At 70.1% G+C, this 24043-nt stretch carries 25 protein-coding genes and 1 pseudogene; 6 read left to right on the plus strand and 20 right to left on the minus strand.

Translation table 11 applies throughout. The features are described from left to right. Nucleotides 1-11 precede the first annotated feature (11 nt). The 13 genes and pseudogenes from ACQPZW_RS43975 to glyA form a co-directional block, all read right to left on the minus strand. Nucleotides 12-479, minus strand: coding sequence for a DUF2550 domain-containing protein (locus tag ACQPZW_RS43975; protein ID WP_433791936.1), 468 nt, complete (start codon nt 477-479; stop codon nt 12-14). An 8-nt stretch (nt 480-487) separates the two neighbouring features. After that, nucleotides 488-769, minus strand: a complete 282-nt coding sequence (locus ACQPZW_RS43980; protein WP_093619050.1) for a F0F1 ATP synthase subunit epsilon — start codon at nt 767-769, stop codon at nt 488-490. Nucleotides 770-866: 97 nt separating this feature from the next. Continuing rightward, nucleotides 867-1961 (minus strand): LCP family protein, encoded by a 1095-nt coding sequence (locus ACQPZW_RS43985; protein ID WP_433797806.1) that lies wholly within the window; start codon nt 1959-1961, stop codon nt 867-869. A 147-nt stretch (nt 1962-2108) separates the two neighbouring features. Continuing rightward, nucleotides 2109-3550: pseudogene (atpD, locus tag ACQPZW_RS43990) on the minus strand (F0F1 ATP synthase subunit beta). Then, nucleotides 3550-4485, minus strand: coding sequence for a F0F1 ATP synthase subunit gamma (locus tag ACQPZW_RS43995; protein ID WP_433791937.1), 936 nt, complete (start codon nt 4483-4485; stop codon nt 3550-3552). Before ACQPZW_RS43995 ends, atpD begins: the two are co-directional and overlap by 1 nt. Before the next feature lie 2 nt (nt 4486-4487). Beyond that, nucleotides 4488-6053 carry a F0F1 ATP synthase subunit alpha gene (atpA, locus tag ACQPZW_RS44000; RefSeq protein WP_433791938.1) on the minus strand — a complete coding sequence of 522 codons (1566 nt, stop codon included), beginning with the start codon at nt 6051-6053 and terminating at the stop codon, nt 4488-4490. 75 nt (nt 6054-6128) lie between these two features. Continuing rightward, nucleotides 6129-6950 carry a F0F1 ATP synthase subunit delta gene (locus ACQPZW_RS44005; protein ID WP_433791939.1) on the minus strand — a complete coding sequence of 274 codons (822 nt, stop codon included), beginning with the start codon at nt 6948-6950 and terminating at the stop codon, nt 6129-6131. Next, complete coding sequence (locus ACQPZW_RS44010) at nt 6950-7486, minus strand: F0F1 ATP synthase subunit B (protein ID WP_433797807.1); 537 nt, start codon at nt 7484-7486, stop codon at nt 6950-6952. Before ACQPZW_RS44010 ends, ACQPZW_RS44005 begins: the two co-directional genes overlap by 1 nt. A gap of 40 nt (nt 7487-7526) precedes the next feature. Next, nucleotides 7527-7763 carry a F0F1 ATP synthase subunit C gene (locus ACQPZW_RS44015; RefSeq protein WP_433791940.1) on the minus strand — a complete coding sequence of 79 codons (237 nt, stop codon included), beginning with the start codon at nt 7761-7763 and terminating at the stop codon, nt 7527-7529. Nucleotides 7764-7840: 77 nt separating this feature from the next. Then, on the minus strand, nt 7841-8626 hold the full coding sequence (gene atpB, locus ACQPZW_RS44020) for a F0F1 ATP synthase subunit A (RefSeq protein WP_433791941.1): 786 nt from the start codon (nt 8624-8626) through the stop codon (nt 7841-7843). Nucleotides 8627-8641: 15 nt separating this feature from the next. Continuing rightward, nucleotides 8642-8803: an AtpZ/AtpI family protein gene (locus ACQPZW_RS44025; RefSeq protein ID WP_239143765.1), complete on the minus strand. Its 162-nt coding sequence runs from the start codon at nt 8801-8803 to the stop codon at nt 8642-8644. Nucleotides 8804-9081: 278 nt separating this feature from the next. Further along, entirely contained in the window at nt 9082-9504 is a 423-nt protein-coding gene (locus ACQPZW_RS44030) for a hypothetical protein (protein WP_433791942.1), read from the minus strand. A 238-nt stretch (nt 9505-9742) separates the two neighbouring features. Next, complete coding sequence (gene glyA / locus ACQPZW_RS44035; RefSeq protein WP_433791943.1) at nt 9743-11053, minus strand: serine hydroxymethyltransferase; 1311 nt, start codon at nt 11051-11053, stop codon at nt 9743-9745. Nucleotides 11054-11134: 81 nt separating this feature from the next. Here glyA and ACQPZW_RS44040 point away from each other — a divergent pair, with 81 nt between their 5' ends. Next, complete coding sequence (locus ACQPZW_RS44040; RefSeq protein WP_433791944.1) at nt 11135-12598, plus strand: SDR family oxidoreductase; 1464 nt, start codon at nt 11135-11137, stop codon at nt 12596-12598. Here ACQPZW_RS44040 and ACQPZW_RS44045 read toward each other — a convergent pair. Genes ACQPZW_RS44045 through prmC form a run of 4 tightly spaced genes read right to left on the minus strand, consistent with a single transcriptional unit; the run spans nt 12581 to nt 15697 of the window. Continuing rightward, nucleotides 12581-13546 carry an L-threonylcarbamoyladenylate synthase gene (locus ACQPZW_RS44045; protein ID WP_433791945.1) on the minus strand — a complete coding sequence of 322 codons (966 nt, stop codon included), beginning with the start codon at nt 13544-13546 and terminating at the stop codon, nt 12581-12583. The two genes, ACQPZW_RS44040 and ACQPZW_RS44045, sit on opposite strands and share 18 nt — an antisense overlap. Then, nucleotides 13543-14139: a phosphotyrosine protein phosphatase gene (locus ACQPZW_RS44050; protein ID WP_433797808.1), complete on the minus strand. Its 597-nt coding sequence runs from the start codon at nt 14137-14139 to the stop codon at nt 13543-13545. The genes ACQPZW_RS44045 and ACQPZW_RS44050 overlap by 4 nt, the downstream gene beginning before the upstream one ends. Nucleotide 14140: 1 nt before the next feature. After that, nucleotides 14141-14785, minus strand: a complete 645-nt coding sequence (locus ACQPZW_RS44055) for an L-threonylcarbamoyladenylate synthase (protein WP_433797810.1) — start codon at nt 14783-14785, stop codon at nt 14141-14143. A 24-nt stretch (nt 14786-14809) separates the two neighbouring features. Further along, a complete protein-coding gene (prmC, locus tag ACQPZW_RS44060; RefSeq protein WP_433791946.1) occupies nt 14810-15697 on the minus strand; it encodes a peptide chain release factor N(5)-glutamine methyltransferase in 888 nt (295 codons plus the stop codon). 67 nt (nt 15698-15764) lie between these two features. Here prmC and ACQPZW_RS44065 point away from each other — a divergent pair, with 67 nt between their 5' ends. Then, complete coding sequence (locus ACQPZW_RS44065) at nt 15765-17261, plus strand: diguanylate cyclase domain-containing protein (protein WP_433791947.1); 1497 nt, start codon at nt 15765-15767, stop codon at nt 17259-17261. Continuing rightward, nucleotides 17258-18628: a PQQ-binding-like beta-propeller repeat protein gene (locus tag ACQPZW_RS44070; protein WP_433791948.1), complete on the plus strand. Its 1371-nt coding sequence runs from the start codon at nt 17258-17260 to the stop codon at nt 18626-18628. The genes ACQPZW_RS44065 and ACQPZW_RS44070 overlap by 4 nt, the downstream gene beginning before the upstream one ends. On the opposite strand, the gene prfA is transcribed toward ACQPZW_RS44070, so the two are convergent. Both prfA and rpmE read right to left on the minus strand, forming a co-directional pair. Beyond that, nucleotides 18615-19703 (minus strand): peptide chain release factor 1, encoded by a 1089-nt coding sequence (gene prfA, locus ACQPZW_RS44075; protein WP_433791949.1) that lies wholly within the window; start codon nt 19701-19703, stop codon nt 18615-18617. The two genes, ACQPZW_RS44070 and prfA, sit on opposite strands and share 14 nt — an antisense overlap. Nucleotides 19704-19784: 81 nt before the next feature. Next, on the minus strand, nt 19785-20009 hold the full coding sequence (rpmE, locus tag ACQPZW_RS44080; RefSeq protein ID WP_093619065.1) for a 50S ribosomal protein L31: 225 nt from the start codon (nt 20007-20009) through the stop codon (nt 19785-19787). A gap of 195 nt (nt 20010-20204) precedes the next feature. Here rpmE and ACQPZW_RS44085 point away from each other — a divergent pair, with 195 nt between their 5' ends. From ACQPZW_RS44085 to ACQPZW_RS44095, 3 genes are read left to right on the plus strand one after another with little or no spacing between them, the layout of a single operon-like run. Then, nucleotides 20205-21251: an RNA ligase gene (locus ACQPZW_RS44085; RefSeq protein ID WP_433791950.1), complete on the plus strand. Its 1047-nt coding sequence runs from the start codon at nt 20205-20207 to the stop codon at nt 21249-21251. Between the two features lie 6 nt (nt 21252-21257). Continuing rightward, entirely contained in the window at nt 21258-22154 is an 897-nt protein-coding gene (locus ACQPZW_RS44090; RefSeq protein ID WP_433791951.1) for an AAA family ATPase, read from the plus strand. Between the two features lies 1 nt (nt 22155). After that, nucleotides 22156-22776, plus strand: coding sequence for an RNA ligase family protein (locus ACQPZW_RS44095; protein WP_433791952.1), 621 nt, complete (start codon nt 22156-22158; stop codon nt 22774-22776). Here the strand turns inward: ACQPZW_RS44095 and ACQPZW_RS44100 are convergent. Next, complete coding sequence (locus ACQPZW_RS44100) at nt 22760-23920, minus strand: nitric oxide synthase oxygenase (RefSeq protein WP_433791953.1); 1161 nt, start codon at nt 23918-23920, stop codon at nt 22760-22762. The genes ACQPZW_RS44095 and ACQPZW_RS44100 overlap by 17 nt on opposite strands. Nucleotides 23921-24043: the final 123 nt, after the last annotated feature.

Here is a 24043-nt window from a genome sequence, read left to right on the forward strand (position 1 = left end):
CCCGGGGTGGGTCAGCCCTCGATGGGGCGGGGACCGAAGACCGGGCGGCCGCGGAGACTGCCCGGGTCTCGGGGCGGGCCGGCCTCGAGCCAGGAGAGGAAGCCGGTCACCGTGGTGTCGGCCATCGCGATCTCGATCTCGGAATCGGCCGTGCGGCACCGGAGGACGACCCAGTGGCCGGGGATGGCGAGCCGTTCCGGACCGGCTGGCAGCCGCCGCTCCTCGATCGTGAGGGATCGCCGGTCGAGGATGCGCTTGGGCCGGATGGCGAGGCTGAACATGCGGTGGAACCGGAGCTCGTCGCCGACGAACTGGCCCAGACCCGGAGACCACCCGCGGCCGGGCACGATCTTGTTGATGTGCACCTGCAGGCGAATGGTTCCGCCGCCGGTCTTGAGCAACCGGCGGCGGAAGAAGATCGCGAAGAGAAGTGCGAACAGCGCGACGACGCAGATTCCGGCGATTTCCAGAATCCGCATCGTCGGTGTCAGTGGGACTCGGGCGTGGCGGGCGTCGCGCTCTCGGCGAGGACGGTCACGCCGTTGGCGTCGATCGAGAGGAAGCCACCGGCGACGTCGTAGGTCAGCTGGTCGCCCCCGGCGAGCTTGACTCGCACCTGGGACGGCTCCTTCAGCAGGCCGAGCAGCGGCGCGTGGCCCGGGAGCACACCGATCTCACCCTCGGTGGTGCGCGCGACGAGCATCTCGGCCTCTCCGACCCAGACCTTCTCCTCGACGGCGACGACCTCGACGTGCAGCTGGTTGGCCACGCTGTCTCCCTCAGGTGCTACAGATCCCTCAGATGCTACGAACCGAACGGGTGAAGTCTAATCGGCGGCGAACTCCGGCGTGGTACGGGGTACCGTCTCAGCCGTCCTGAGCGACGTAGGTCGGGTTGTCGAGCAGGAACGGCGCGATCCGGTCCTCGGCGACGGCCTGGAAGAACCGGGTGGCCGAGGGGTCCAGTTGTTCCCCGAGGTAGGCGCCGTTCTGGAAGAGCCCTCCGCCGGGCAGCTTGATCAGCGTCATGTCGGCGGTGTTGACGTCCCTGAGCGCGAATCCCCAGTCGATGACGCTGTCACCGCCTCCGTCGAAGGTCAGCGAGTCCCCGGCCGCATCGAGGACCGCGAGGAGCTTGGCGGGATCGGTCACCACCTCCTTGCTCATCGCCTGTTCGGCCATGGCCTTGATGAACTGCTGCTGGTGCCGCTGCCGGTCGTAGTCGCCGCCGGGCAGCCCGTACCGCTGACGGACGTAGTCGAGTGCCTCCCACGCCTGCAGGTGGTAGGTGCCCTTCTTGTAGACCTTCTGCGGCCCGGTGTACGGATGGTCGCAGCCTCCGTCGGCGCAGGCCGCGCTCTTGGGCCGGACCGTGCCGTCCGGCTGGAGGTGCTCGGACCGCACGTTCTGGTCGATGGTCATGGTGACACCACCCATCGCCTCGACGATCTTCTTGAACCCGCCGAAGTTGATGATCGCCCCGGCGTCGAACGTATGGATCCCGGTGAAGGCGCTGACCGTACGGGCGAGCAACTGGAAGCCCTGCTCGACGTCGTGCGTGCCGTCACCGACGTCACTGCCGAACGACATCGCCGAGTTGATCTTCGCGGTGGCGCCGCCGAAGCCGGTCGCGGCGAACGAGGGAATCTGCACGTACAGGTCGCGAGGGATGGAGAAGAGGAAGACCTGGTCCATCGACGCGGGCACGTGGGCCACGATGATCGAGTCGGACCGCGGCGCCTGCGACTCGTCCCGCGGGTCGACGCCGGCGAGCAGGATGTTGAGCGGGCCCCGGATGTCGGCGTCGTCGCGGGTCGCACCGGACGCCGGGTCGCCGATCAGGCTCCCGCCGGCGTCGATCCCGCCCGTGTACCGCGCGATGAGGGCCTGCCCCGTGACCATGACGCCGCCACTGCTGACCATGAGCACGCACCCGAAGGCGGCACAGAGCCTCGCCCACATGGGCGCCCGGCGGCGCTTTCCAGACGACTGTGGCACCGGGCCATCATACCCGCGTTGAGCTGGGTAAATGCCGTTGCAGGGGCACCCGTGAACGCGAAAGCCGCGCCGGTATTCACCGGCGCGGCTCCCTGCGGAACTGACGTATCGTCAGCCCTTCATCAGCTCGTGCGCGTTCTTCTCGAGGTCCTCGAGGCCACCGCACATGAAGAAGGCCTGCTCGGGGAAGTTGTCGTACTCACCCTCGGAGATCTTCTTGAACGCCTCGATGGTCTCCTTCAGGGGGACCGTCGAGCCGGGGACGCCGGTGAACTGCTCCGCCGCGTAGGTGTTCTGCGACAGGAACCGCTCGATACGGCGGGCCCGCTGCACCGTGACCTTGTCCTCCTCGGAGAGCTCGTCCATGCCGAGGATGGCGATGATGTCCTGCAGGTCCTTGTACTTCTGGAGGATCCGCTGGACCTCACGGGCGACCGCGTAGTGCTCGGCGCCGACGAACTCCGGCGCCAGGATCCGCGAGCTGGAGGCCAGCGGGTCCACGGCCGGGTAGATGCCCTTGTCGGAGATCGACCGCTCGAGGTTGGTCGTCGCGTCCAGGTGGGCGAAGGTGGTGGCCGGCGCCGGGTCGGTGTAGTCGTCGGCGGGCACGTAGATCGCCTGCAGCGAGGTGATCGCCTTGCCACGGACCGAGGTGATCCGCTCCTGCAGCTCGCCCATCTCGTCAGCCAGGGTGGGCTGGTAACCCACGGCGGACGGCATACGGCCGAGCAGGGTGGAGACCTCGGAACCGGCCTGGGTGAACCGGAAGATGTTGTCGATGAAGAGCAGCACCTCCTGGTTCTGGACGTCCCGGAAGTACTCCGCCATGGTCAGAGCGGTCAGGGCGACCCGCAGACGGGTGCCCGGCGGCTCGTCCATCTGGCCGAAGACGAGGGCGGTCTTGTCGAGAACGCCACCCTCCTCCATTTCCAGGATGAGGTCGTTGCCCTCACGGGTGCGCTCGCCGACGCCGGCGAACACGGAGGTACCGCCGAAGTTACGGGCAACGCGGATGATCATCTCCTGGATGAGCACCGTCTTGCCCACGCCGGCGCCGCCGAACAGGCCGATCTTGCCACCACGCACGTACGGCGCGAGCAGGTCGAGCACCTTGATGCCGGTCTCCAGCATCTCGGTCTTCGGCTCGAGGTCCGCGAACGCCGGGGGCTTGCGGTGGATCGACCAGCGCTCGGTGATGTTCAGCGTCGACGGGTCGACGTTGAGCACCTCGCCGAGGGCGTTGAACACGTGGCCCTTGGTCACGTCACCGACGGGCACCGAGATCGGCGCGCCGGTGTCGGTGACCGCGGAGCCGCGGACCAGGCCGTCGGTCGGCTGCATCGAGATGGCACGGAGCAGGTTGTCGCCCAGGTGCTGGGCGACCTCCATGGTCAGCCTCTTCGTGCCGCCGGAGAGGGTGACCTCCACGTGCAGCGCGTTGAAGATCGCGGGCATGGAACCGCGGGGAACTCGACGTCGACGACCGGGCCGATGACCCGGACGACGCGGCCGACAGCGGTCTCCGCCTTAATGGGCTCAGCAGTAACAGTCATCACACATCACTTCCCGCCGCGGCCAGCGCGTTGGCGCCGCCGACGATCTCACTGATTTCCTGGGTGATCGCAGCCTGCCGCGCGGAGTTCATCTCGCGCGTGTACCGCTTGAGGAGGTCGTCGGCGTTGTCCGACGCGCTCTTCATCGCCCGCCGACGCGACGCCGACTCGCTGGCCGCCGAGTCCAGCAACGCCGCGTAGATGCGGGTGTTGAGGTACTTCGGGAGCAGCGCGTCGAGCAGTTCGTCGGCGTCCGGCTCGAACTCGTAGGCCGCACGCGGCTCGGAGGACTTCTCCTCCGACTGCGCCTCGACCTGCACGGGTGCGAGCGGCTTCGCGTTGGCGCTCTGGGTCATCAGGGACTTGAACTCGGTGCTCACGAGGTGCAGTTCGTCGACGCCCGCGATGCCGTCCGGACCGAAGGTGCCCTCGGCCTGGGAACCGGCGGCGAACCCCTCGATCAGCGCGTCACCGATCTTCTTGGCGTCCGCGAACGACGGACGCTCGGAGAACCCGGTCCAGCTGGCGGCGATGTCCCGCCCACGGAACCGGTAGTAGCCGACGCCCTTGCGGCCGACGACGTACAGCGCCACCTCCTTGCCCTCCGACTTCAGCTGAGCGATCAGCTGCTCGGCGGTCCGGATGGCATTGGCGTTGTAGGCGCCGGCCAGGCCCCGGTCACTGGTGATCAGGAGGACCCCCGCCCGCTGGACGCGCTCACGCGCGACCAGCAGCGGGTTGTCGACCGAGGCGTTCGACGCCAGAGCGCCCAGCACCTTGGTGATCGCCAGCGAGTACGGCCGGGAGGCGGTGACCCGTTCCTGGGCCTTCGCGATCCGGCTGGTCGCGACCAGCTCCTGCGCCTTGGTGATCTTCTTGGTCGACTTGACGGTGCGAATGCGCCGACGCAGCGCCTGTACCTGACCGGCGGCCATACCTAGCTACCGCTTTCGCCGGTCGCGCTGCCCTGGAAGACCTTCTTGAACTCGACGACGCCGGCCTTCAGGCTCTCGATGTTGTCGTCGCTCAGCAGGTTCGTCGACTCGATCGAGGTGTAGACCTCGCTGTTGTGCTGCTTGAACCAGGACAGGAACTCCTGCTCGAAGCGGCGCACATCGGCGACCGCGACGTCGTCGAGCTGGCCGGTGGTGCCGGCCCAGATCGTGATGACCTGGTCGACGGTCGAGTACGGCGAATACTGCGGCTGCTTCAGCAGCTCGACCAGGCGGATGCCCTTCTCGAGCTGGGCACGCGACGCCTTGTCCAGGTCGGAGGCGAAGGCCGAGAAGGCCTCCAGCTCACGGAACTGGGCCAGGTCGAGACGCAGACGGCCGGAGACCGTGCGCATCGCCTTGACCTGCGCCGAACCACCCACCCGCGACACCGAGGTGCCGACGTTGATGGCGGGGCGCACGCCGGAGGCGAACAGGTCCGACTCGAGGAAGATCTGACCGTCGGTGATCGAGATCACGTTGGTCGGGATGTAGGCCGAGATGTCGTTGGCCTTCGTCTCGATGATCGGCAGGCCGGTCATCGAACCGGCACCCAGCTCGTTGGAGAGCTTGGCGCAGCGCTCCAGCAGGCGGGAGTGCAGGTAGAAGACGTCACCCGGGTAGGCCTCGCGGCCCGGCGGGCGGCGCAGCAGCAGCGACACGGCGCGGTACGCCTCGGCCTGCTTCGTCAGGTCGTCGAAGACGATCAGGACGTGCTTGCCGTTGTACATCCAGTGCTGACCGATGGAGGAACCGGTGTAGGGCGCGATGTACTTGAAGCCGGCCGGGTCGGAGGCCGGAGCCGCGACGATGGTCGTGTACTGCAACGCGCCCTGCGCCTCCAGGGTGCCCCGGATGCTGGCGATGGTGGAGGCCTTCTGGCCGATCGCCACGTAGATGCAGCGGACCTGCTTCTCCGGGTCGCCGGAGTCCCAGTTCGCCTTCTGGTTGATGATCGTGTCGATCGCGACCGTGGTCTTACCGGTCTTGCGGTCGCCGATGATCAGCTGGCGCTGGCCACGGCCGATCGGCGTCATGGCGTCGATCGCCTTGATGCCGGTCTGCAGCGGCTGCTTCACCGGCTGCCGCGCCATCACGTTCGGCGCCTGCAGCTCGAGCTCGCGGAAGCCTTCGTTCGCGATCTCACCGTGACCGTCGATCGGGTTGCCCAGGGCGTCGACCACGCGACCCAGGAAGGCGTCGCCCACCGGGACGGAGAGGACACGGCCGGTGCGCTTGACCGGCTGGCCCTCCTCGATCTTCGCGAAGTCACCCAGGACCACGGCGCCGATCTCGCGGACGTCGAGGTTCAGGGCGACACCAAGGGTGCCGTCGGCGAACTCGAGCAGTTCGTTCGCCATGGTCGAGGGGAGACCCTCGACGTGTGCGATGCCGTCGCCCGCGTCGGAGACGATGCCGACCTCTTCACGGGTGAGGTCGGTTCCAGCGGACGAGACGTAGCGCTCTAGCGCCCCCCGGATCTCGTCCGAGGAGATGGTCAGCTCGGCCATCCTCTGCCTTCTCTGTCTAGCTCGGGACGTCACCGCCGCCGAGGGGGCTTCTCGATGGGAATCGAGGGGAAAAGACTATTTAGCGAACGCCTGCTTGGCTGCGTTCAGCTTGCGCAGGACCGTGCCGTCGTAGAGGTCGGAACCGACCCGGACGCTGACACCACCGAGAACGGCGGGCTGGACGTCCACCTTCAGCGACACCTCACGGCCGTAGACGGCGGACAGCTTCGAGGTCAGGGCCTGCTCGTCGGCATCGGTGAGCGGCTTCGCAACCGTCACATACGCCACCTCACGGTCCCGCTTCGCAGCGGTCGCCTCGACCAGCCGGGTCAGCGAGGCCTCGAAGCCACGGCCACCGAAACCGGTGAGCGCCACCTCGACGAGCCGGCCGGTGGCCACGTGCACCTTGCCCTTCAGCAAGTCCTGCACCAGCTTAACGCGGCGCTCGATGGGAGCACTCACGTCACTCAGCGTGACGGCCAGGGCGGAGTCGCCCGAGACGATCTGGCTGAACCGGAAGAGCTCGTCCTCGACGTCGCTCAGCTTGCCGTCCCGTTCCGCCGAGGCGAGCAGGGCGTCCACGCCCAGTCGCTCGGTGGCGTCGAGCAGCTCACTCGGACGCGAGAAGCGGCCGGCCACCAGAGCGGCCACCGCGTTCACCGCGATCTCGGAGAGCTTGCCCGCGAGCAACGACTTCAGCAGCCCGGCACGGTCGGAACCGGGCCGGGACGGGTCGGTCAGCGCGCGGCGCAGCCGGGGCTGGGCCCGCAGCAGGCCGGCTACCGACAGGATCTCGTCGGCAACCGTCGCCAGCTGCGGGGCCGTGGCCGTCGTGGTGTTCGAGGCGAGCTGCGCCGACGCGTCGCCGTAGGCCTCACGGCTTACGCTCGACGTCATCAGCGCCGCCCAGCCGTGTCAAGGTCGGCGATGAACCGCTCGACGGTGCCACGAGTACGGGCCTCGTCAGCGAGAGCCTCGCCGACGATCTTGCCGGCCAGGTCGACCGCAAGCGTGCCGACCTCGGAACGGAGCTCCCGCACGATGGACTCACGCTGGGCGGCGAGCTGCTCGTTGCCGGCCGTGATGATGCGGTCCGACTCCTCGCGAGCCTTGGCCAGCACGTCCTGACGGATGCCCTCGGCGTCGGCCCGGGCCTCGTCGCGGATGCGAGCGGCTTCGGTCCGGGCCTCGGCGAGCTGCGTCTTGTACTGCTCGAGCAGCTGGTTCGCCTCGGCCTGAGCGGTCTCGGCGCGCTTGAGACCACCCTCGATGGCGTCCACCCGCGCCTGGAACGTCTTCTCCATCTGCGGGAAGACGAACTTGATCAGCACGAAGCAGAGCACCGCGAAGGCGACCGAGCCGACCACGATCTCTTCCCACAGGGGAATGATCGGGTTGTGTGGTTTGGCGGCCTCTTCCGCGGCCACGGCCAGGTAAAGGTCCATCATGGGGTCCTCCTAGACAGGGCCGCGATCAGACGGGGAACGTGCCCTGCCAGATGAAGCCGAACGCGATACCGAGGAGCGCGAGCGCCTCGATTACGGCGAAGCCGATCCAGACGAATGGCAGGGTCAGGCGCGACGACTCCGGCTGACGGGCGGTCGACTGGATGTAGGCCGAGAAGACCAGACCGACACCGATGCCCGGGCCGATGGCAGCGAGACCGTAACCGATGGCGGCGGTGCTACCAACAACTTCGGCGACAATCATTCTCAGTTCCTCCTGGGATCTCGCGTGGTTGTCACGCGGGACGACAAACGGGGTGTTACTAGGAGATCGAGTACTGCTCAGTGCTCGTCAGCGAGCGAACCCTGGACGTAGCTCGCGGTCAGCACCGTGAAGACGTAGGCCTGGAGGCAGATCACCATGAACTCGAGGAAGGTCAGTGCGATGGTCAGCACCCAGGACAACACGGAGATCGGCGCCAGGAAGATGTTCGCGTTGAGCATCGTGAAGCCGCCCAGCGTGAACACCAGCAGCAGCATGTGGCCCGCGAACATGTTGGCGAAGAGACGAACCGCCAGCGAGAAGGGCCGCACGAGGAAGTTCGAGAAGATCTCGATCGGAATCAGCAGCGGCAGGATGCCGAGCGGAGCGTTCGGCTTGACGGCGTGCACGAAATACGCGATGCCGTGCTTCTTGATGCCGACCCAGATGAACATCACGTAGGTGACCAGCGCGAGCACCGCCGGGAAGGCGATGTGCGACATCGGGGAGATCTGCACGAACGGCAGGATGCCGAAGAAGTTGTTGACCAGGATGAACATGAAGAGCGTCGTCAGGTACGGCGCGAAGCGCACGCCCTGCGGCCCGATCATGTCGACCGCGATGTTGTTGCGCACGAAGCCGTAGATGCTCTCGGCGAGCCACTGCTTCTTCGTCGGGACCAACTGCGGCTTCCGGTACGACATCAGGAAGAAGATGATGATCGCCGCGACCGCCACCCAGACCAACACCGTGATCTTGGTGAACCAATAGCTCTCGTGTTGGTTCCACGGCAGGATGCTGGGCAGGTAGAAGTCCTCGACGCTGGGCGGGAAGTTCGCCGCGAGGACCGCCGACTGACTGATCACCTTGGCCCTTTCCTGTCAGGCGCCGAGACGGCGCACGATGAGGTACACACCACCGGCGACCCCGAGAACGGCGCCGATTCCGGCGAAGATGCCCGTGGTTCCGACGAAGTGGTCGACAAGCCAGCCGATCCCGCCCCAGGACAGAATGCCCGCGATGAGATACGACAGTGCGGTCATGCCCGCGCCTGAGTCAGGAGGCGGGTTTGAACCGTCGTCACCGCGAGATTCGGGGGAGGTTTCTGGCCGGTCATGACGGCCCGAACGATATCAGCAGGAAACACGAAGCTAAGCGGGACCCCCCGCACAACCGTAGTCGTCCAGGCGTCAGGGGTCTCGCAACTGACTGGACACGGTACTCCTGTCGCGCCAAATCGGAACACGGCACGAGCCAGGAGGTCACCGGATAGTGGCGCTTGCCCGGTTCTCACACCGATGACCAGGGCAGATGAGGTGCCCTAGATCACTTTCCGGATCACGTGGCGGTGCACCCACCAGGCCTGGACGCCGGTCCACACCACCACGGCGGCGACGATGCCCCAGCCGAGGGCGGCCCAGCCGGACCACTTGATGCCGACGCCGACGGCGAGGATGACTCCCAACAAGGAGTATTTCACCACATAGGTGAGCATCCCGAGGGGCATCAGCAAAGCCGGACGGACCGTGTCGGCCCAGGCGATGACCAGGGTGGACATCGTGTAGCTGACGGTCACGATCAACACGCCGGCCGCCGCCCCCAGGGCCGAGTCGGGGCCACCCGTGAGGAAGCCCACCGAACCGGCGCAGAGCAGCAGTGCCATCGAGACCGCGGAGAGCAGCGGCAGATGCTCGATCCGCCAGCCCGGATTGTCCGGCGGGGCCGGACGTTCCTCGGTCGGCACCTGACTCACCACAACCCCCAGAAGAGACGACCCACAGCGAACCACGGCGCCGGAAAGACCACTCGCAGCGAACCACGACGCCGGAAAGACGACCCGCAGCGATGCACGGCGCCGAGACGACCCGCAGCGCGCCACGCTATCACCGCGCCCGGATCACCCCGCGAATCAATCCACCGCCGGTTAAGGCTCGTTAAGGTGGTGTTCCCGGAAATCCCCCGGGAATTCGCTCCCGCTCGATTCAGCGCATGTATGCGGAATCGGCCGGCGAATCGGCGTCGAGCGGATACGGCGGGAAGTCGCCGACGATCCCGGACACCTCGGCCGCCGCCTCACGGAGCACCTTCTCCCCGGCGGCGGTGTCCAGCCCGTCCCGCACCACCCGGCCGATCAGCCCGGCGATCCGCCGCATCTCGCCCTCCCGCATACCTTGCGAGGTGACGCCGGGCGTGCCGACCCGGATGCCGGACGCCACGGCGGGACGCTCCGGGTCGTACGGCACCGGGTTCTTGTTGAGGGCGATGCCCGCCCGTGCGCAACGCGCCTCGGCCTCCCGCCCGGTCACGCCCACCTCACGCAGGTCGAGCACCGCGAGATGGTTGTCGGTGCCGCCGGTGACCGGCCGCAGGCCCTCGGTCGCCAGACCCGCGGTGAGCGCCCGAGCGTTGCGCACCGTCTGGTTGGCGTAGCCGCGGAACTCCGGGGTGCCGGCCTCGCGAAAGGCGACCGCCTTGGCCGCGATGGCGTGCATCATCGGCCCGCCCTGGGCGAACGGGAAGACCGCCTTGTCGATCCGCTGGGCCAACTCGGACCGGCAGAGGATCATGCCGCCACGCGGGCCGCGCAGCGCCTTGTGGGTGGTGCCGGTGACCACGTCGGCATACGGCACCGGCGACGGCACGGCCCGCCCGGCCACCAGACCGATGAAGTGCGCCGCGTCGACCATCAGGTAGGCGCCCACCTCGTCGGCGATCTGCCGGAACCGCTCAAAATCGATCAGCCGGGGGTACGAGGTCGCGCCGCAGATGATCAGTTTCGGACGGTGGGCCAGGGCGAGGTCACGTACCTCGTCGTAGTCGATCAGCTCGGTCTCTCGCGTGACCCGGTAGGCGATCGGGTGGAACCACTTGCCGGAGAAGTTCGCCCGGCTGCCGTGGGTGAGGTGCCCGCCGTGCGGGAGCCCCAACGCCAGCACCACGTCGCCGGGCTCGGCCAGCGCGGCGTAGGCGGCCAGGTTGGCGCACGCGCCGGAGTGCGGCTGCACGTTGACGTGCTCGGCCCCGAACAGATCCCGGGCCCGCTCCACGGCCAGCGCCTCGGCCCGGTCCACGTGCGCGCACCCGCCGTAGTAGCGCTGCCCCGGATAGCCCTCGGCGTACTTGTTGGCCAGGGTCGACCCGAGCGCCGCCAGCACCGCCGGCGACGTGAAGCTCTCGCTCGCGATCAGCTGGAGCGTGTCTCGTTGGCGTGCCACCTCGTCGAGGAGCACGGACGCGATCTCCGGATCCTCGCGTTCGAGCATCGCGAAGTCCGGCCCCCAGAAGGTGCCCACGCTGGCCTCCCGAGATCGAGGAGCCTTCCGGATCCGAGCATATGGCTTGTGACCCCTCGTTCGTGGGCACAGTCTGCAGTTATGCGGTGCTTGGTGACCGGTGCGACCGGATACATCGGGGGGCGACTGGCTCCCAGACTTCTCGAAGCGGGACATGAGGTGCGATGCCTGGCACGCAGCGCCGGGCGGCTGCGGGACGTGCCGTGGGCCGGGCGGACCGAGATCGTCGAGGCGGACCTCTCCGAGCCGGAGACCCTGCCGGCCGCGTTCGAGGGCGTCGACGTCGCGTACTTCCTGATGCACTCGCTGGGACGGCCGGACTTCGAGCAGCTCGACCGGGAGGCCGCGAAGAACTTCGCCACGGCGGCGCGCGCGGCGGGCGTACGCCGCATCATCTATCTCGGCGGCCCGGAGCCGCCCGCGCACGAGCGACCCTCCGCCCACCTGCGCTCCCGGGCCGAGGTGGCCCGCATCCTGCTGGACAGCGGCGTGCCGACGGTGGTGCTCCGCGCCCCGGTGATCATCGGTTCCGGCTCGGCGTCCTTCGAGATGCTGCGCTACCTCACCGAGCGCCTTCCGGCCATGGTCACCCCGCGGTGGGTCAAGAACAGGATCCAGCCCATCGCGGTACGCGACGTGCTGCGCTACCTGATCGGCGCGGCCGGGCTCCCGCCCGAGGTGAGCCGCGGTTTCGACATCGGCGGCGCCGACGTGCTGACCTACACCGAGATGATGCAGCGGTACGCCCGGGTGGCCGGACTCCCCCGCCGGATCGTGCTGCCGCTGCGTCCCCTCAGCCCGTGGCTCTCCGCCCACTGGGTCGGCCTGATCACCCCGGTTCCGAACAGCATCGCCCGTCCCCTGGTGGCCAGCCTGATCCACGAGGCGGTGGCGCACGAGAACGACATCGCCGAGGTGCTGCCCGGTCCCCCGCCGATCGGTTTCGACGAGGCGGTCCGGCTGGCCCTCGGCAAGATCCGTGACGCGGACGTGGAGACCCGCTGGTCCACCGCGGCCGGCCTGAACCCGTCGGCGGAGCCGCTGCCCAGCGACCCGGACTGGTCCGGCGGCAGCCTCTACGTCGACGAGCGGTCCCGCCCGGTGCAGGCGAGCCCCGGCGAGCTGTGGCGGGTCATCGAGGGCGTCGGCGGCGAGAACGGCTGGTACTCGTTCCCCCTGGCCTGGTCGGTGCGCGGCTGGCTGGACCGGCTGGCCGGCGGGGTCGGGCTGCGCCGCGGGCGCCGGGACAAGCACCGGCTGCGGGTCGGCGAGGCGCTCGACTGGTGGCGGGTCGAGGAGATCGAGCCGGGTGCCCTGCTGCGGCTGCGCGCCGAGATGCGGGTGCCGGGCCGGGCCTGGCTGGAGATGCGCGCCGAACCCGACGGCAACGGCGGCAGTGTCTACCGGCAGCGGGCGGTGTTCCTGCCGCGGGGTCTGGGCGGGCACCTCTACTGGGCGTCGGTGCTGCCCTTCCACGGCATCGTCTTCAACGGCATGGCCCGCAACATCACCCGGACCGCGGAGACGTCAGGCGGCCGCACGTGACAGCCGGTCGCGGACGGCCAGCCAGTCCTCGGTCCGCGGCGGCTGGAGGATCAGGATGGTGGGATAGCCCTCGTCGTCGAGCCGGTGCAGGGCCGCGTACAGGTCGGCGGCGTACTCCCGGGGGTCGGCGGAGAGGATCTCCGTCCCGTCGGTGCCCTCGTAGGACAGCACCGCGATCGGCTCGGTGAGGCCCGACCGGTCGACGGACAGCACGTCCTCGCAGAGGACGACCCTGGCCCGCGGCGCGTAGTGCCGGCGGCTCATGCCCGGCGACGAGCGGTCCGCGCCGTCCTCGACACCCGGGCCGGGCAGCGCGATCGGGCCGGCCGCGTCGCGCAGGACCCGCAGGCTGAGCGCTCCCGGGCGCAGCAGCCGCGGCACGTCCCCGGTCAGGTCGAGCACCGTCGACTCGATGCCCCACGAGCACGGGCCGCCGTCCAGCACCATCGGCACGTCCGGCAGGCTGCGGACCACATGTTCGGCGGTGGTCGGCGAAATGCCCTCGGAGCGGTTGGCGCTGGGTGCGGCCAGCGGGAGCCCGGAGGCCCTCAGCAGGTCGAGAGCGACCGGATGGGCCGGCACCCGGACGGCGACCGTGTCGTTGGAGGCGCCGATGCCGGGCAGGTGCGACGCCCGGCGCACGACCAGGGTGAGCGGGCCGGGCCAGAAGCGGGCGGCCAGATCCTCCGCGGTGTCCGGCCAGTCCGCGGCGAGCGCACGGGCCGCCGCGACATCCGCGACGTGCACGATCAGCGGGTTCCAGGTGGGCCGCTTCTTCAGCCGGTAGATCTCGCCGACCGCCTTCTCGTCGAAGGCGTCGGCGCCGAGGCCGTAGACCGTCTCGGTCGGGAACGCCACCACCGAGCCGGACCGCAGCAACGCGGCCGCGCGGGACAGTCCGCCGGCGTCGGGCACGACTATCCGGTCACGCCACAGTGAAGCGGTCACGGCAGGAGCAGCGCGGCGAGCGGCATCGTGGTGTCCTCGATCTCGTCGGCCACGCGCTGGAACGTCTGGTCGCCCCGGCCCCACGGGTCGTCGAGGTCGTCGGCGGGCTGGGGCACCTCGGTGCCGCGCAGCCGTGCCACCGCCTCGACGATCGCGGCGCCACGGCTGTGGACCGCCTCCGGTTTCGGCTCGGCGGGCGGAAGAGCCGCGTTGTCGACGGCGCCCAGCAGGCGGCCGAACTCGCCGAGCACGAAGGTGCGGGCGGCGGCGTCGGGGCGCAGCGCCACCACGTAGTCGTACTGGTCGGCGGTGGCCGTGAGGATCAGGTCGGCCTCGTCGATGAAGTCGCCGCGCAGCTTGCGGGCCAGGAAGCCCTCGTCGGAGCCGCGACGGGCACGGACCAGCCGGGCGGCCGGCGGGTTCATCTCCTCGCCCTCGTGCCAGCCTCCGGTGCCGGCGCTGACACTGCGCAGCAGCTGCGCGCCGTCGGCGTCGCCGGCCCGCTCCCGGACGGCCCGGGCCAGCAGGCGCTCGGCCATCGGGGACCGGCAGATGTTGCCCATGCAGACGTGCAGAACGGTGAACGGAGCCAACTCAGTCCTGCCCATCGACGATGTCCGGAACGACGTCACGAAGTTTCCCGAGGGGGATCGCGCCGGCTCGGAGAATGCGGGGGACGTCACCGGTGACGTCGACGATCGTGCTCGGCGCCGGGTCGGCGGCCGGCCCTGCCTCCAGGTAGACGCGCACCGCATACTCCAGCTGGTCGCGCGCCTCGTCGGCGGTGAGCGGGGCGGGCGAGCCGAGCTTGTTGGCCGTGGTGACGGCCATCGGGCCGACCTCGCGCAGGACCTCCAGGGCGACCGGGTGCAGCGGCATCCGGACGGCCACCTGCCCTCCGGTGTCGCCGAGATCCCACTGCAGGCTGGGCGAGTGCTCCACGATGATGGTCAGTGCTCCGGGCCAGAACGCGTCGGCCAGCTCCCGCGCCGCGCGGGGCAGCGAGTAGACCAGACCGTCCAGGGTGTGCCGGGATCCGACCAGGACCGGCGGCGGCACCCGGCGGTCCGAGCCACGGGCGTGGTGGAGCTGGGTGATCGCGTGCGTGGCGAACGCGTCGGCGCCCACCCCGTAGACCGTGTCGGTGGGGAAGACCACGAGCTCGCCGCTCTTGGCCGCCTCGACAGCGGCGGCGATGCCGCGGTCCCGGTCCGCGACGGTGGCGCAGTCGTAGAGCATCACGAGATGCAGTCTGCCATGCGGCTACGCGCTGTCCCACCGGCGGCGGGCGGTCGCGTATCGAGGGCGGCCGGTGAGATCGTCGTGGGCGGTCACCTCGATGAACCGGCCGTCCGCACGGAGCAGCTCCGGGACCGCCTTGCCGTGCACGTCGTCGTGCTCGATGCCGACTGATCCGCCCGGTTTGAGCAGCGCGCCGGCCAGCGCGATCACCGGCCGGATCACGTCGAGGCCGTCCGGGCCGCCGAAGACCGCCTCGGCCGGGTCGTGGCCGGTGACCTCCGGCGGGACCGGGGTGCCGTCCGGAACGTACGGCGGATTGCAGAGCAGCACGTCCACGGCGCCGTGCAGATCGGACAGCAGACCGGGATCGGTGACGTCGCCGGCCACCACCTCGACCACCGGGTACGCCGCGGTGTTGCGGCGCAGCCAGACCAGCGCTGCCGGGGACCGCTCCACGGCGATCACCCGCCCGGCCCTCGTCTCGTCGGCGATCGCGATCGCGATGGCGCCGCTGCCGCTGCACAGGTCGACCACGAGCGCGCCCGGCCCGGCCCGCTCGGCGCCCCACCCGGCCAGCAGCTCGGTCTCCGGCCGGGGCACGAAGACACCGTCGCCGACGGCCGGCTCCACGTGCCGGAACGCGGCCGTGCCGAGCAGGTGCTGCAACGGGACCCGGCCGGCCCGGCGCTCGACCAGCTCCCGGAACCGGGCCAGCTCCCCGGGACGGATCGTGTCGATCAGCAGCAGCCGGCCCCGGGGCACGCCGAGCACGTGCGCGACGAGCAGTTCGGCATCGACGCGCGGCGACGCCACCCCGGCCCGGACGAGATCGGCGGTGGCCGCTGCCAGCTCCGGCGCCAGGCGAGCCCGATCCGTGCCCTCGCGGGGGTGTTCGTGTCGCGGTGTCACGGCATAATCATGGGACGTCGCGCACGCGGGCCCGCCGGCGACCCGCCGATGCCGTGGGAGGCGCCTGGTGAGTTGGTTGGACCAGCTCGCGGAACACGTCGATGAGCTGCGCCACGCGGGAGAGCTCCAGCAGAACGGCCAGTCGGCGACCGCCCTGCCCATCCTGGATCGTGTGCTCGCCTCCGCCTCGGACCCGGCCACCCGGGCGTACGCGCTGGTCCAGCGTTTCGGCGCCCTGATCAATCTGGGCCGGATCGGTGAGCTGGCCGCCGCGATGGCGGCCGCTTCGGAGGCGGTCCGTGAGGTGCCCGAGCCCTACCTGCGCGGGCAGATGCACGCGTTCGCCGCGCTCGGCGCCCACCTGCAGAGCAATCTGGACCGTGGAGTGACCCATCTGGTGCAGGCGGCCCGCGCGCTGGCCGCCGTTCCGGAACGCGACTCGGAGACCGCCTGGGGCTGGCACGATCTCGCCATGGCCTACTCCTACCTGGGATTCCACGGCCAGGCGCTGACGGCGGTGGAGCAGGCCCGGGAGATCGGCGCGGCGGCCGGGCTGGCGCCGGAGGTGTTCGCCGCCCCTGGCATCCGGCTGCGCAACGCGGTCGCCCTCGACCATCACGGCGACACCGACGGCTGCCTGCGGGTGCTGCGTGACATGGACGCCGAGCTGTCCCGCTACCTGGCCACCGACCGGCTGCGGCCGGGCAGCCGGACGGTGTACGGCTACGCGCTGGCCCGCCGTGCCGCGCTCGGCGAGCCCACCGGGCCGGAGGCGGCACGCTGGCTGACCGGCGGCGGCGACAGCGCCCGTACCCGTGATCTGCGGCATCTCGGGTCGGTCTGTCTCTCCATCGCGTCCGGCCGTCCGGAGCAGGCCCTGACCATGCTGGCCGCGGTGCCGGTCTCGGCCGAGGTGCTGGGCCCGGCCGAGCCGGCCCGGCTGCGCAGCATCTGCCACGCCAGCGCGGGTGACCACGCCGCCGCGCACGCCGCCGACCGGTATGCGTTCCGCCTCGCCGCCCTGCGCATCGACCAGCTCCGGGACGGTTATCTGGACGGGGTGGCCGCCCGCCTCGACGCTCAGGAGACCCATCGCGACCCCGGGCGGTACGGCGACGAGACCCTCACCGATCCGCTGACCGGTCTGCCCAATCGCCGTCAGCTGGAGCGGTATGTGGACACGCTGCTGTCCCGTGGCGAGCGGGCCGCCGTCGGCGTCTGCGATGTGATCGGTTTCACCACCGTCAATCTGCGGCACGGCCGGCACTGTGGCGACCTGGTGCTACAACGGATCGCCGGTGTGCTGCACCGCGTGATGCGGCGTGGCGACTTCGTGGCCCGGTTCGCCGGTGACGAGTTCGTGCTGGTCCTTCCGGGGGCCGGCCCGCACCAGGCGGCCGAGGTGGCGCGACGGATCGGCACGGCCGCCACGACCGAGAACTGGCAGGCCCTGGTCCCGGGCACGTCGATCGGCCTGGCCTCGGGCTGGTCGGAGGTGGGGGCCAACGGGCGGGGACTGAGCGCGGCACTGGCGGCCGCGGCCGCGAGCAGGAAACCCACATGACCATGTCCGTGATCGACCTCGGCGACGTCAGCCGTCTGCCGGACGAGCCGGAGGACCATCCGGACGGGCGCCGCGCGTTCGAGCGGTTCCGGGTCCGCCGCCCGGCCAAGGCCGTGATCGCGGTGCTGGCCGTTCTGGCGCTCGGCGGTTCGGCGCTGCCCGGCCCGCCGGTGCTGCACGAGGTGTGGTCGGCGCCGCTCTCGGAGGCGGAGTCGATGACGGTCGACGGCGACGCGCTCTACGTGAACCGGACCCGCGGCACCGGGACCGAGATCACCGCGTACGAGTTGGGCACCGGCGTGGTTCGCTGGCGCCGGCCGGTCGACACCGGCCCGGCCTGGCTCAGCGTCACACCGCACGGGGATGTGCTGCTGCTGCCCGGTGACGAGCAGTCGATCGACGTCACGTCCGACGACGGTGCCACGGTCAGCTACTCCTACTCCGGCTCGCTGACGGCCCTCGACAGGGCCACCGGCGCGCCGCTCTGGAAGCGGCCCGGCGCCCCGCACTGGCAGGACACCGGCGACACGCTGCTGATGTACGAGCGCACCCCGACCGGGACGATGACATGGCTCCGGCTGATCCGCACCGGGGACGGCTCGGTCGTCTGGGAACGGCGCGCGCCGGAGAAGTCCGACATCGTGATGGTCCAGCTCGACGGCGACACCCCGGCCCGAGTGGTCACCGCCACCCCGCAGGGCGACCTGACCGTGCTGCGCTATGCCGACGGCGCACCGGTGACGTCCGGGTCGGTGCCGTGGCAGCCGACGTCGTACACCACCGGCGCGGGCAGCAGTCTCACCACCGTGGGCGGCCGGCTCGTCGTCATCGACACCGGCCTGGGCACGAGCGGTGACCGGAGCCGGGTGACCGTCTATCGGACCGACGAGCTGGTCCCGCTCTGGAGCCGCGACACCAAGGGTTGGGCGAACGTCCAGGACTGCGGCCCACTGGCCTGTGTCAACACCCTCCCCGGCTCTTTCGAGGCGGTCGACCCGGAGACCGGTGAGAAACGCTGGGAGATGCCGGGTGGCCAGTTCATCGGCTCCGTCCCGGGCGGGGAGCGCGTGCTCATCGCCGGCACCGACGACAAGCCGCAGCAGTCCCTCGTCGACGCGGCGACCGGGCGGGTGATCGGCCCCGGCGGCAACGGCAGCCTGCTCTCGCTGGACGAGGAGGAGGGCACCGCGATGCTGCTGCGGGCCCTCGACCAGGCCACCGGCGCCGTGAGCCGGCTCGACACCACCACCGGGCGGAGCACCCTGCTGGGCCGGATCGCCGCCGGTGATCAGCTTTTCTGCAGCGCACAGGGCCGCTGGATCGCCTGCTCGCTCGGCGACCGGCTGGTCGTCTCTACCGCCGGCTGAACTCGGTGTCGCCACCGAGCCGGGCCGCCCGGTCCGCGCCGGCCAGCGCGTCGAGCACGCCGTCCAGTTCACCGCCGAGCACCAGGTCCAGGTTGTAGGCGGTGTAGCCGATGCGGTGGTCGGTGATCCGGTTCTGCGGGAAGTTGTAGGTGCGGACCCGCTCGGAGCGGTCGACCGTACGCACCTGGGCCTTGCGGGCGTCCCCGGCCGCCGCGTCCGCCGCCTCCTGGGCCACCGCCAGCAGCCGGGAGCGCAGGATGCGCATCGCCGACTCCTTGTTCTGCAGCTGGCTCTTCTCGTTCTGGCAGCTCACCACGGTGCCGGTGGGCAGGTGCGTGATCCGGACGGCGGAGTCGGTGGTGTTGACCGACTGGCCACCCGGACCGGACGAGCGGAACACGTCGATCCGCAGGTCACCGGGCTCGATGTGGATCTCGACATCCTCGGCCTCGGGCAGCACCAGCACGCCGGCGGCCGAGGTGTGGATGCGGCCCTGCGACTCGGTGACCGGGACACGCTGCACCCGGTGCACGCCGCCCTCCCACTTGAGCCGGGACCAGACGCCGTGACCGCCCTCGGGCAGGCCCTTCGTCTTGACCGCGACCGAGATGTCCTTGACGCCGCCGAGGTCCGACTCCTGCGAGTCGATGACCTCGACCACCCAGCCGCGGCGCTCCGCGTACCGCGTGTACATGCGCAGCAGGTCGCCGGCGAACAGTGCGGACTCCTGGCCGCCCTCACCCGCCTTGATCTCGATGATCACGTCCTTGGCGTCGCTCGGGTCACGCGGGATCAGCATCTCGCCGAGCTTCTCCTCCAGCGCGGGCAGCACGGCGGCGACCGCCTCGACCTCGGAGGCGAACGCCGGGTCCTCGGCGGCCAACTCCTCGGCGGCGACCAGGTCGGCGCGGGCGGCCTCCAGCTCGTTGTAGGCGGTGTTCAGCGGCGCGAGCTCCGCGAACCGGCGCCCGACCCGGCGGACCAGCGCCTGGTCGGCGTGGATCGACGGGTCCTCCATCCGCTTCTCGAGGTCTGCGTACTCGGCTAGAAGGGTACTAAGGCGGTCGTTGCTCATCGTTCTTCTCCCAACCGAGGACAGCGGGCCACATGCGAACGGCGCCCGCCCCGGAATCCGGGACGGGCGCCGTCGACGCGGTTACTTCTTCTTCGCGGCGGTGACCTTCGCGTACTTCGCCTGGAACTTCGCCACCCGGCCCGCGGTGTCGAGGACGCGCTGCTTGCCGGTGTAGAACGGGTGGCAGGCGCTGCAGGTCTCGACGCGGATCTCGCCGCCCTTGGCGGTGCTACGGGTGGTGAAGGTGCTGCCGCAGGAGCAGATGACCTCGGTGGTCGCGTACTCCGGGTGGATGCCGCTCTTCATGTCTTCTCGGTCCCTCTCGAAAGTGCGGGTCGCCGGGTCGCCTGTGATGAGCAGAGACGTGAACCGGAACCCTTACTGGCCGATGTACCAGTCTGCCATGCCTGGAGTCCGGCCGGAAATCAGGAGGCGCAACTGGATTCATGCTGGTTAACGTGAGCGCTCCTCCCGGCATTCCCACCCTTGGAGAGCACTCCCATGACGCTGCTGAACGACGTCCTCGATCCGGCCGAGCTGGCTTCCGCGGTCGACAACGGGCTGGTCCGCAAGCAGCGCCACCCGAGTCTGCCGTTCGAGATCTACAACTACACCGAGCACTGCCAGTACTCGGCGGCCTGGACCCCGCTCACGCTGATGTGCCGGGGCCTGATCGTCGGCGGTGACGGCCGGATCGCGGCGCGGCCGATGACGAAGTTCTTCAACCACACGGAGAGCCACGCGCCGGTCCTGGAGCCCGACGCGATGGTCAGCGTGACCGAGAAGATGGACGGCAGTCTCGGTGTGATCTATCACGACGGGTCCGGCTGGGCCGTCGCCACCCGGGGCTCGTTCGCCTCCGACCAGGCACTGCACGCCACCGAGGTGCTGCGCGGCCGGTACGCGTCGTTCGTCCCGCCAGCCGGCCTGACCGTGCTCGTGGAGATCATCTACCCGGGCAACCGGATCGTCGTGGACTACCGAGGTCTCGACGACCTGGTGCTGCTCGGGGCGGTGGAGATCGCGACGGGCCGGACCTTCGGGCCTTCGGCGGTGCCGGAGTGGCCGGGGCCGGTGGTGGAGTCGTTCACCTACGCGACGTTCGCCGAGGCGCTGGCCGCTCCGCCGCGCGACGGCCGGGAGGGCCTGGTCGTCCATTTCGTCGACGCCGACCAGCGAGTGAAGATCAAGTACGCGGACTACGTACGCCTGCACCGGCTGGTGACGGGTCTCACCCCGCGGACCGTGTGGGAGATCCTCGCCAACGGCGGCGACCTGGACGCTCTGGTCGAGCCGCTCCCGGACGAGTTCCACGTCTGGGTCACCGGCATCGCGACCGAGCTGACCGCCCTGGTCGACGCTCGAGCGGCGGCTGTCGAGGCCGCCTACGAGACGATCGTCACCTCATTGCCGGAGGGCTGGGGCCGCAAGGAGTTCGCGGCGCAGGCTCTGCGGACCGAGTACCGTGCCGAGCTCTTCCTCCGGCTGGACGGCAAGGACTACCGTCCCGGCCTGTGGCAGCGCGCCCGGCCGGCAGTCAAGGAGTAAACCCCGATGACACGACTTCTGATCACCCGGGGCCTGCCGGCCTCCGGCAAGACCACGTTCGCCCGCAAGCTGCAGCCGGACGTGGTCCGGGTCAACCGCGACGACCTGCGGCGGATGCTGCACGGGCGGCCGCTCTACACCCAGCGTGCCGAGGCGCAGGTCACCCAGGCACAGCGGGCGGCCGTCGAGGCGCTGCTGCGTGCCCGCGGGAGCGTCATCGTCGACGACACGAACATGCGGGCCAAGACGGTCCGCGAGTGGGCCGAGATGGCAGCCCGGTACAACGCGTCGTTCGAGGTGCACGACTTCACCGACGTGCCGGTCGACGAGTGCGTACGGCGTGACGTCGACCGGCCCGAGGACGAGCGGGTCGGCGAGGAGGCGATCCGTCGCATGCACCAGCGTTACCTGGCCGGGAAGAACCTGCCGCTGCCGGTCCCGTTCGTCGACCAGGGTGGGCCGGGTGTCGTCTACCGGCCCGATCCGGAGCTGCCGCAGGCGGTCCTGGTCGACATCGACGGGACGGTGGCGCTGATGAGCGGGCGCAGCCCGTACGACTGGGGGCGCGTCGGTGAGGACGAGCCGAACCCGGCGGTCATCACCGCGGTCCGGGCGATGCACGCGGCCGGCCACGCGATCGTCTTCTGCTCGGGGCGCGACGAGGTGTGCCGCCCCGAGACCGAGGCCTGGCTGGAGCTGTTCGTCGGCGTGCCGTACGAAGCACTCTTCATGCGGCCGGAAGGCGACAGCCGGAAGGACTCGATCGTCAAGCGGGAGATCTTCGACCGGGAGGTCAGCGATCGCTGGCGGATCGTGGGGGTGTTCGACGACCGTCAACAGGTGGTACGTATGTGGCGGCAACTCGGCTTGACCGTCTTCCAGGTGGCGGAGGGGGATTTCTAGGGTGGTGAAGTACCCGCGGACGTTCCATCTGCCCGACTCGCCGGGAGCGACCGCCGATGATCGTGTTCAGCACGATCTGTCCTGGCTGGACGGCGAGCTCGTGGTGACCGAGAAGATGGACGGCGGAAACCTCACCTTCACCAGGGACACCATGTTCGCCCGCTCGCTGGACTCCGGCACCCAGCCCTGGGACCGGCCGGCCAAGGCGCTGTGGGCGATGACGGCGTACCGGATACCCGACGACTGGCGGGTCTGCGGCGAGTCCATGTGGGCTCGCCGCAGCGTCGCCTACCGCGACCTGCCCGGTGTGTTCCTCGTCTTCGGCATCTGGGACGAGACGAACACGCTGCTCGGCTGGGACGACACAGTGGATTGGGCGCGCCGCCTGGAGCTGCCGGTGGTCCCGGTCCTCTACCGCGGCGGCAGCCTCTCCGAGGCGCGTGCCGCCTGGGCCGCCCAGCGGGACACCGACACCTCCGAGGGGTACGTGGTGCGCGCGGCCGGTCGCATCCCGGCGGCCGAGTTCGACCGCAAGCTGCTCAAGTGGGTGCGGGCCGACCACGTCCGTACCGAGGCTTCCTGGCGTCACCGCGACGACTTCGCGATCAACGAGTTCGCCTAGGGCAGCCCCGCGCCAGCTCCGCGGCCTCGTCGTCGAGGTAGAAGGCGGGACGCTGGTCGAACTCGTCGTAGTAGCGGTGAAAGACCGGGGTGATGCCGCCGGACAGGGGCGGGACGATCCACGTCCAGTCGGCGGGCACCCGGCGGCCGGCCTTCTCCTCGTTGCGCAGGTGCGTGATGAACCGCTGCGACTCGGTGTGGTGGTCGCTCATCTTGACGCCGGCACGCTCGAAGCTGTGCAGGACCGCCCGGTTCACCTCGACCAGCGCCCGGTCGCGCCAGAGCGTCGACTCCCGGCCGGTGTCCAGCCCCATCCGGGCGGCCACGAGCGGCAGGAGGTCGTAGCGGTCGGCGTCGGCCAGGTTGCGCGCGCCGATCTCGGAGCCCATGTACCAGCCGTTGAACGGGGCGAGCGGGTAGTGCACGCCGCCGATCGTGAGGCGCATGTTCGCGATCGCCGGAACCGCGTGCCAGCGCAGTCCCAGCTCGGCGAACCAGCCGAACTCGGGATGGCTGAGCGGCACCTCACGAATCGCACGTTCCGGGAGCTCGTAGACGCGTACCCCCTCGCCGGGTGTCTCGATGATCAGGGGCAGCACGTCGAACGCCTCGCCCTTGCCCCGCCATCCGAAGCCGCGGACCGCGTCGGTGAAGCCGATCTGCCGCGGGTCGCCGACCGCTGTCCCGTCCTCGGCGCGGTACCCGGCGTACCGGATCAGCTGCTCGTTCCAGACCCGGGCGTGCGGCCGGCCGGGCTGGGCGGGGGCGAAGACGCTGATCACCGGCCGGATCTGCCCGCCTCCGGCGGTCTGCAGATGCTGCACCAGCAGGGAGTAGATCTCATCGGCGGTACGGGCGCGCCGTCGATCGAGAACCACGAGACTTCGCCAGTACAGCCGCCCGATGCAGCGGCTCGCGTTGCGCCACGCCATCTTCGCGCCGTGGGTCAGCTCGTCGGTGGTGTGCACGTACGTGCCGGTCGCGGCGATCTGCGCGCGGACGATGGCGAGCCGCGGCTCGACCGGCCCGAGGCGGGGGTTCTCGGTGTAGCACAGGCGCAGGAAGTCCTCGGCTTCGCCGGGGTCGACCGGTGAGCCCGGATCCCATGGCTCGGTCGGGCAGTCCCGGTAGCCGGGCACGATCATCGGGCGCCTCCTTCAGTGTCGAGCGGCGGGGATACCGGAGGTTCGCACGACCCGGGACGGACCGAATCAGACTGGTTGTGCGACAAAAACAACGCAGCCCACCCGTTTGGGTGGGCTGCGTTG

This window comes from Actinoplanes sp. CA-252034 (assembly GCF_050956125.1).
In the GTDB taxonomy this organism is placed as follows: Bacteria; Actinomycetota; Actinomycetes; order Mycobacteriales; family Micromonosporaceae; genus Actinoplanes.

Bases quoted from the DNA above. Each gene is read 5' to 3' on its own strand.
- ACQPZW_RS43975 (WP_433791936.1), bottom strand. From the start codon at position 479: ATGCGGATTCTGGAAATCGCCGGAATCTGCGTCGTCGCGCTGTTCGCA.
- ACQPZW_RS43985 (WP_433797806.1), bottom strand. From the start codon at position 1,961: ATGTGGGCGAGGCTCTGTGCCGCCTTCGGGTGCGTGCTCATGGTCAGC.
- ACQPZW_RS43995 (WP_433791937.1), bottom strand. From the start codon at position 4,485: ATGGCCGCCGGTCAGGTACAGGCGCTGCGTCGGCGCATTCGCACCGTC.
- atpA (WP_433791938.1), bottom strand. From the start codon at position 6,053: ATGGCCGAGCTGACCATCTCCTCGGACGAGATCCGGGGGGCGCTAGAG.
- ACQPZW_RS44005 (WP_433791939.1), bottom strand. From the start codon at position 6,950: ATGACGTCGAGCGTAAGCCGTGAGGCCTACGGCGACGCGTCGGCGCAG.
- ACQPZW_RS44015 (WP_433791940.1), bottom strand. From the start codon at position 7,763: ATGATTGTCGCCGAAGTTGTTGGTAGCACCGCCGCCATCGGTTACGGT.
- ACQPZW_RS44025 (WP_239143765.1), bottom strand. From the start codon at position 8,803: ATGACCGCACTGTCGTATCTCATCGCGGGCATTCTGTCCTGGGGCGGG.
- ACQPZW_RS44040 (WP_433791944.1), top strand. From the start codon at position 11,135: ATGCGGTGCTTGGTGACCGGTGCGACCGGATACATCGGGGGGCGACTG.
- ACQPZW_RS44055 (WP_433797810.1), bottom strand. From the start codon at position 14,785: ATGCTCTACGACTGCGCCACCGTCGCGGACCGGGACCGCGGCATCGCC.
- ACQPZW_RS44070 (WP_433791948.1), top strand. From the start codon at position 17,258: ATGACCATGTCCGTGATCGACCTCGGCGACGTCAGCCGTCTGCCGGAC.
- prfA (WP_433791949.1), bottom strand. From the start codon at position 19,703: ATGAGCAACGACCGCCTTAGTACCCTTCTAGCCGAGTACGCAGACCTC.
- rpmE (WP_093619065.1), bottom strand. From the start codon at position 20,009: ATGAAGAGCGGCATCCACCCGGAGTACGCGACCACCGAGGTCATCTGC.
- ACQPZW_RS44085 (WP_433791950.1), top strand. From the start codon at position 20,205: ATGACGCTGCTGAACGACGTCCTCGATCCGGCCGAGCTGGCTTCCGCG.
- ACQPZW_RS44090 (WP_433791951.1), top strand. From the start codon at position 21,258: ATGACACGACTTCTGATCACCCGGGGCCTGCCGGCCTCCGGCAAGACC.
- ACQPZW_RS44100 (WP_433791953.1), bottom strand. From the start codon at position 23,920: ATGATCGTGCCCGGCTACCGGGACTGCCCGACCGAGCCATGGGATCCG.